Annotated in this window: 5 protein-coding genes; 2 read left to right on the forward strand and 3 right to left on the reverse strand. The window is 54.1% G+C overall.

Annotated elements, in window-relative coordinates; translation table 11 throughout:
• Positions 1-103 precede the first annotated feature (103 nt).
• Genes ACE418_RS13225 through ACE418_RS13235 form a run of 3 tightly spaced genes read right to left on the reverse strand, consistent with a single transcriptional unit; the run spans position 104 to position 2484 of the window.
• A complete protein-coding gene (locus ACE418_RS13225; RefSeq protein ID WP_416451044.1) occupies positions 104-862 on the reverse strand; it encodes an ABC transporter permease in 759 nt (252 codons plus the stop codon).
• Positions 843-1547, reverse strand: coding sequence for an ABC transporter ATP-binding protein (locus tag ACE418_RS13230; RefSeq protein ID WP_416451045.1), 705 nt, complete (start codon positions 1545-1547; stop codon positions 843-845). The genes ACE418_RS13225 and ACE418_RS13230 overlap by 20 nt, the downstream gene beginning before the upstream one ends.
• Positions 1519-2484 (reverse strand): ABC transporter substrate-binding protein, encoded by a 966-nt coding sequence (locus ACE418_RS13235; protein ID WP_416451046.1) that lies wholly within the window; start codon positions 2482-2484, stop codon positions 1519-1521. Before ACE418_RS13235 ends, ACE418_RS13230 begins: the two co-directional genes overlap by 29 nt.
• A gap of 259 nt (positions 2485-2743) precedes the next feature.
• Here ACE418_RS13235 and ACE418_RS13240 point away from each other — a divergent pair, with 259 nt between their 5' ends.
• Entirely contained in the window at positions 2744-3997 is a 1254-nt protein-coding gene (locus ACE418_RS13240; RefSeq protein ID WP_416451047.1) for a pyridoxal phosphate-dependent aminotransferase, read from the forward strand.
• Positions 3998-4026: 29 nt separating this feature from the next.
• On the forward strand, positions 4027-4827 hold the full coding sequence (proC, locus tag ACE418_RS13245) for a pyrroline-5-carboxylate reductase (RefSeq protein ID WP_416451048.1): 801 nt from the start codon (positions 4027-4029) through the stop codon (positions 4825-4827).
• Positions 4828-4912 lie beyond the last annotated feature (85 nt).

The following is a 4912-nucleotide window of genomic DNA, read 5'->3' on the forward strand; positions in this document are numbered from 1 at the left end:
TACGTTATGCTCACATAGTCATAGCGGGCTTGCCACGTGCAAGCCCCTACGGAGCAGTCCGCTGGACTGCGGTGGCTGACTGCTGACCGCTAACTGCTAACTGCTACTTCTTCCACGGGCAGAGTTTCCGTTCGGCTATATCGAGGATCATATAGGCGGTGATGCCGATGGCGGCCAAGGTCAGGATGGCGGCGTACATTTCTTCGTAATTGCGGACTTCCATGCGGTTCATGATGAAATAGCCTAACCCGGAAAAGGCGGCAAAGGTTTCAGTAATGAAGAGCAGCGCCAGGGCGATGCCCAGGGAAGTACGCAGGGCCGTCAGGATACCTGGCAGGCAGGCGGGCCAGATGAGGTGGCGGAAGTTCTGCCATTTCGTTCCGCAGAGGGAGCGCATGGTCATCACTTGTTCTTCCGGGATGGCCTTGGCTGCGTCGCGGACCATGATGGCGATTTGGAAAAAGACGGTGATGGCGATGATGAAGATCTTCGGGAAATCGCCCAAACCCAGGACGACGATGATGACCGGCAGGAAGACGACTTTGGGGATGGAGTAGAAGATATAGAGAAATGGCGATAACAAGGCGTCCCAGCGGTGGCTGCGGCCGGCGGCTATCCCTGTCGGGACGGCTGTCACCAAGGCCAAAGCCAGGCCGCAGCCCATACGGTACAAGCTGGCTGCTATGTGCGGCCAGAGGACGCCTGTGGTCATCAGGGCATACCAGGTCTGGCAGACACGGTACGGTGCCGGCAGTAAGGGCTTGTTCAGAGCCATGCTGGCAGCCTGCCATAAGGCGCCGATGACGAAAAAGGCCAGCAGGAGATGGGCTGCATCGATGGGATTATTCGTTTTTGCGGACATCTTTGATGACACCTCCTGTCTTGGCAAAGATGATCGTCTTGTCGCCCAGGGCGGCGGCTTCTTCCGGACTGTGGGTGACGAGGATCGTCGCAGTCTGACTCTTTTGGATGTATTGCTGGAAGAGGTCATGGCATTGATGGCGCATGTCCGGGTCCAGGGCTGAGAAAGGTTCATCCAGGAGCAGCAATTTCGGCTGCATGGCCATGGCCCGGCCCAGGGCGGTCCGCTGTTTCTGGCCACCTGAGAGTTCTCCCGGATAGTGATGGCGGACAGATGACAAGCCCAGCGTGTCCAAGAGGGACGCCAGTTGTTCTTTATCCAGGGGAGAACCGTGGAGCCTGCCGGGCAGGAGAATATTTTCTTCTACCGTCTTCCAGGGAAAGAGCCCGTAGTCCTGGAAGACGATGGCCAGGTCCGGCCTGGGGCCCTTCATTTTTTGTCCTGAAAACCAGATTTGTCCGGCTGTCGGCGCCTGCAGGCCGGCGATGAGGCGCAGCAGCGTTGACTTTCCGCAGCCCGACGGGCCGGCGACGGTCAGGTGTTCTCCCTGGCCGAGGCTGAAAGAGATGTGCTGGAGTATGGGCTGGACGCCGCTGCGGCTGTGATAGGCGAGGCCCACGTCGTCTAATCGCAGCAGCGGATCCGCCGTCGGCTGCTTACTGGACATGGGCGACCATTTCATCATAGCTGTAGGCCTTGGGCAACAGGCCTTTCTCTACCATCCAGTTCATGATACGGCTGACTTCTTCTTCCGTCGGCAGGGCGTGGGCCGTATAAGACGGTGTACGGTACGAACCGGCGACAGCTGCCGGGATGTTGGCTTTCTTCATAGCCATGTCGCGATAGGCATCGGGCTGGCTGTCCAGCTTTTCGATGGCTTCGTTATAGGCATCGAGGAAATGGGCGGCGGCGTCATGATGTTTTTCAATCATATCCTGGGTCAGGACGACGACGGACTGGGAATAATTTTTCTGGAGCTTCGTATCATCGATGACGACGTGGGCCCCTTGCTGGACGGCATAGGCTGCCAGCGGATCCGGCAGGATAGCGGCCTGGATATCTTTACCGGCCAGGACGGCTTCTGTGCGCAGGGCCAGGTTCGGCATCTGGACGGTGTGGACTTCGGCTGCCGGAATGCCCAGTTCCTGTTCATATTGGTTCATCAAGTAGTCCATCATGGTATTTTCTGAAATAGCAACGGATGCACCGGCCAGCTGCTGTGGCGTCGTAATGCTGCTGTTCGGGGCCGAGACGACGAGGAACCGGCCTTCCTGGGGGACGGCACCGAGGGCCATGGCGACGACGCGGACGTCGGTACCGGCTTTTTTGAGCAAGCCCGTGACGATCATGTCCGTCATCATACCGTCGAGTTCACCGGCTTCCATGGCTTTTTGCTGGTCTGCTGCCGAACTGAATTCAATGACCTGGACGTCGACACCGTGTTTTTCAAAGAGCTTTTCGCTTTCGGCCGTATAGAGGGGCAGGCTGTCGTCGATGCGCAGGACGCCGATCTTGTACGTCTTCTTGTCATTCGACCCGGACGGGCTGCTCTGGCAGGCTGCCAGCATGAGAACGGAGCAGGCCAGTAAGGCGGATAATACAAAACGTAATACACGATTCATGGGAAAGACCTCTTTTCATAAAATAAAAATGCATAAAAGTAACACGAAATATGTTATATACTCTTTATTATAGGGGAGCCATGAGATAATTTCAACTGTTTTATGCTGAGACAGCAAACAGGCTTAACTTTGATTGTCCAGGAAGGGTTATTCCTTTTGTATTTTGAATACATGACAGATATATGCAGAATGTTTATTGTCTTTCGATTTTGAATGTGGTATAAATGTATATGTACATAAGAAAGGGGAGTTGATTCATATGGTAAAAAGTGTTGCCGCACCGCAGGCAAAAGGAAAGAGTGCTGAAGATAAGATTTTTGGTGCTAACAACCGTGCCGTGGCTTTGACCGAAAAATTGGGGGCAGATAAAGTTATTAATGGGACTGTCGGTTCCATGCTCGATGAAGATGGCGAACTCATCATGCTCGACGTCGTCCAGAAAGCCTATAAAGCCTTGACGCCGAAAGAAATCGTCGCTTATGCACCGATCCAGGGCTATCCCGATTATTTGGAAGCGGCTATCGACCAGTGCTTCGGTGAATCCCGTCCGGAAGGCTATATCCGCGCCTGCGCTACGTCTGGCGGTTCCGGTGTCCTCCATCACGTCATTCACAACTATTCCGAATGGGGCGATGAAGTCCTGACCAGTGACTGGCATTGGGGTGCTTACGGCTCCATGTGCAACGATAATGGCCGCAAACTCCGTGAATTTGAACTGCTCACGCCCGATGGTCATTTCAATATGGAAAGCTTCAAGGCCAACGTCAGCGACATGGTCGCCAAACAGTACAACACGGTTATCATCATGAATTCGCCGGCCAACAACCCGACGGGTTACGGCCTCTCCGATTCGGAATGGGACGAAGTCCTGGCCTTCTTGAAAGATGTCGTCAAAGGCAAGGATAAGAACATCATCTTCGTATCCGACGTCGCTTATCTTGACTACAGCGGTGAAAAACATGAATGCCGCAAATTCTTCAAGAAATTCGGCAACATGCCGGACAACGTCCTCATCGTCGTCGCCTACACCTGCAGTAAAGGTTTCACCATGTACGGCCAGCGTATGGGTGCCATGATTTGTGTCACGCCGAACAAGGACATTGCCGATGAATTCGTCGCCATCAACCAGTATACCAGCCGCGCTACCTGGTCGAACTCCAACAGTGCTGCCATGAAGGTCATGGCCAACATCTGCAAGGATCCGGCTAAAGTCGCCGAACTCGATGCGGAACGGGCTAAATATTTCCACCTCATCCAGGAACGGGCTGACTTGTTCATGAAAGAAGCCGATGAATGCGGCTTGAAATATTTGCGTTACATCTCGGGTTTCTTCATCACCATCCCCATGACCGGTTCGCAGAAAGTCTGTGATGAACTGGAAAAAGAAAACATTTTCCTCGTTCCCTTGGGTAAAGGCATCCGACTGGCTGTCTGCTCCGTTTCCAAGAAGAAAATCCACGGCCTGGCTGCTAAGATTAAATCGACGTTGGATGCTGTCGGCGCAAAACAGTAAGACGCGCTGGGGAGAAAGGAAGTCTTCCTATGTTTAACACGATTGGTGTCTGCGGGACCGGCAATATGGGCCGGGCCATCGTCAAAGGACTGGTGGCGGCCCATGCCATTGCTGCAGATCATATCTATCTTTATAATATCCACAAGGAAAAGGCCCAAGCCCTGGCAAAGGAAACGGGAGCTGTCGTCGTCGATACGCCGGAAGCATTGGCACGCCAGTCCCAGGGCCTGATTATGGCCGTCAAGCCGAACATCATGGAATCGGCACTGGAAGGTGTCCGGGAATCCCTTGCGGCCGATAGCGTCCTCATTTCCATCGCTGCCGGCATCTCTTTGGAAAAATTGGCTTTTTACACCGGTCCGGAAACAAAAATCGTCCGGGTCATGCCCAATACGCCGGCCATGGTCGGCGAAGGCATGGCCTCGATATCGCCGAATATCAACGTGACCGAAGCGGAAACGGCTGATGTCGTCGCTATCTTTTCCAGCTTTGGCAAAGCCGTCGTGACCGATGAAAAACTCATCGACGCCGTCTGCGGCCTGAGCGGCAGCGGCCCGGCTTATGTCTATATGTTCATCGAAGCGCTGGCTGACGGTGCCGTCCGCGAAGGGATGCCCCGCCAGATGGCCTATACCTTTGCGGCGCAGACTGTGCTGGGGTCCGCTAAGATGGTCTTGGAAACAGGCCGTCATCCCGGCGCATTGAAAGATGACGTCTGCTCACCAGGCGGCACGACCATCGAAGCCGTGCGGACCTTGGAAGAAAGCAATTTCCGCGCTGCCACCATGAACGCCGTCATCGCGTCGGCAGAAAAGAATAAAAGTTTATAGTTTACATTTAAAAAAAGAGGCTGTCGCATTAAGACAGCCTCTTTTTACGTTGATCGTAGGTCGTTCATCGTTTGTCGTATGGGAT

The organism is Megasphaera jansseni, from assembly GCF_047974155.1.
In the GTDB taxonomy this organism is placed as follows: Bacteria; Bacillota; Negativicutes; order Veillonellales; family Megasphaeraceae; genus Megasphaera.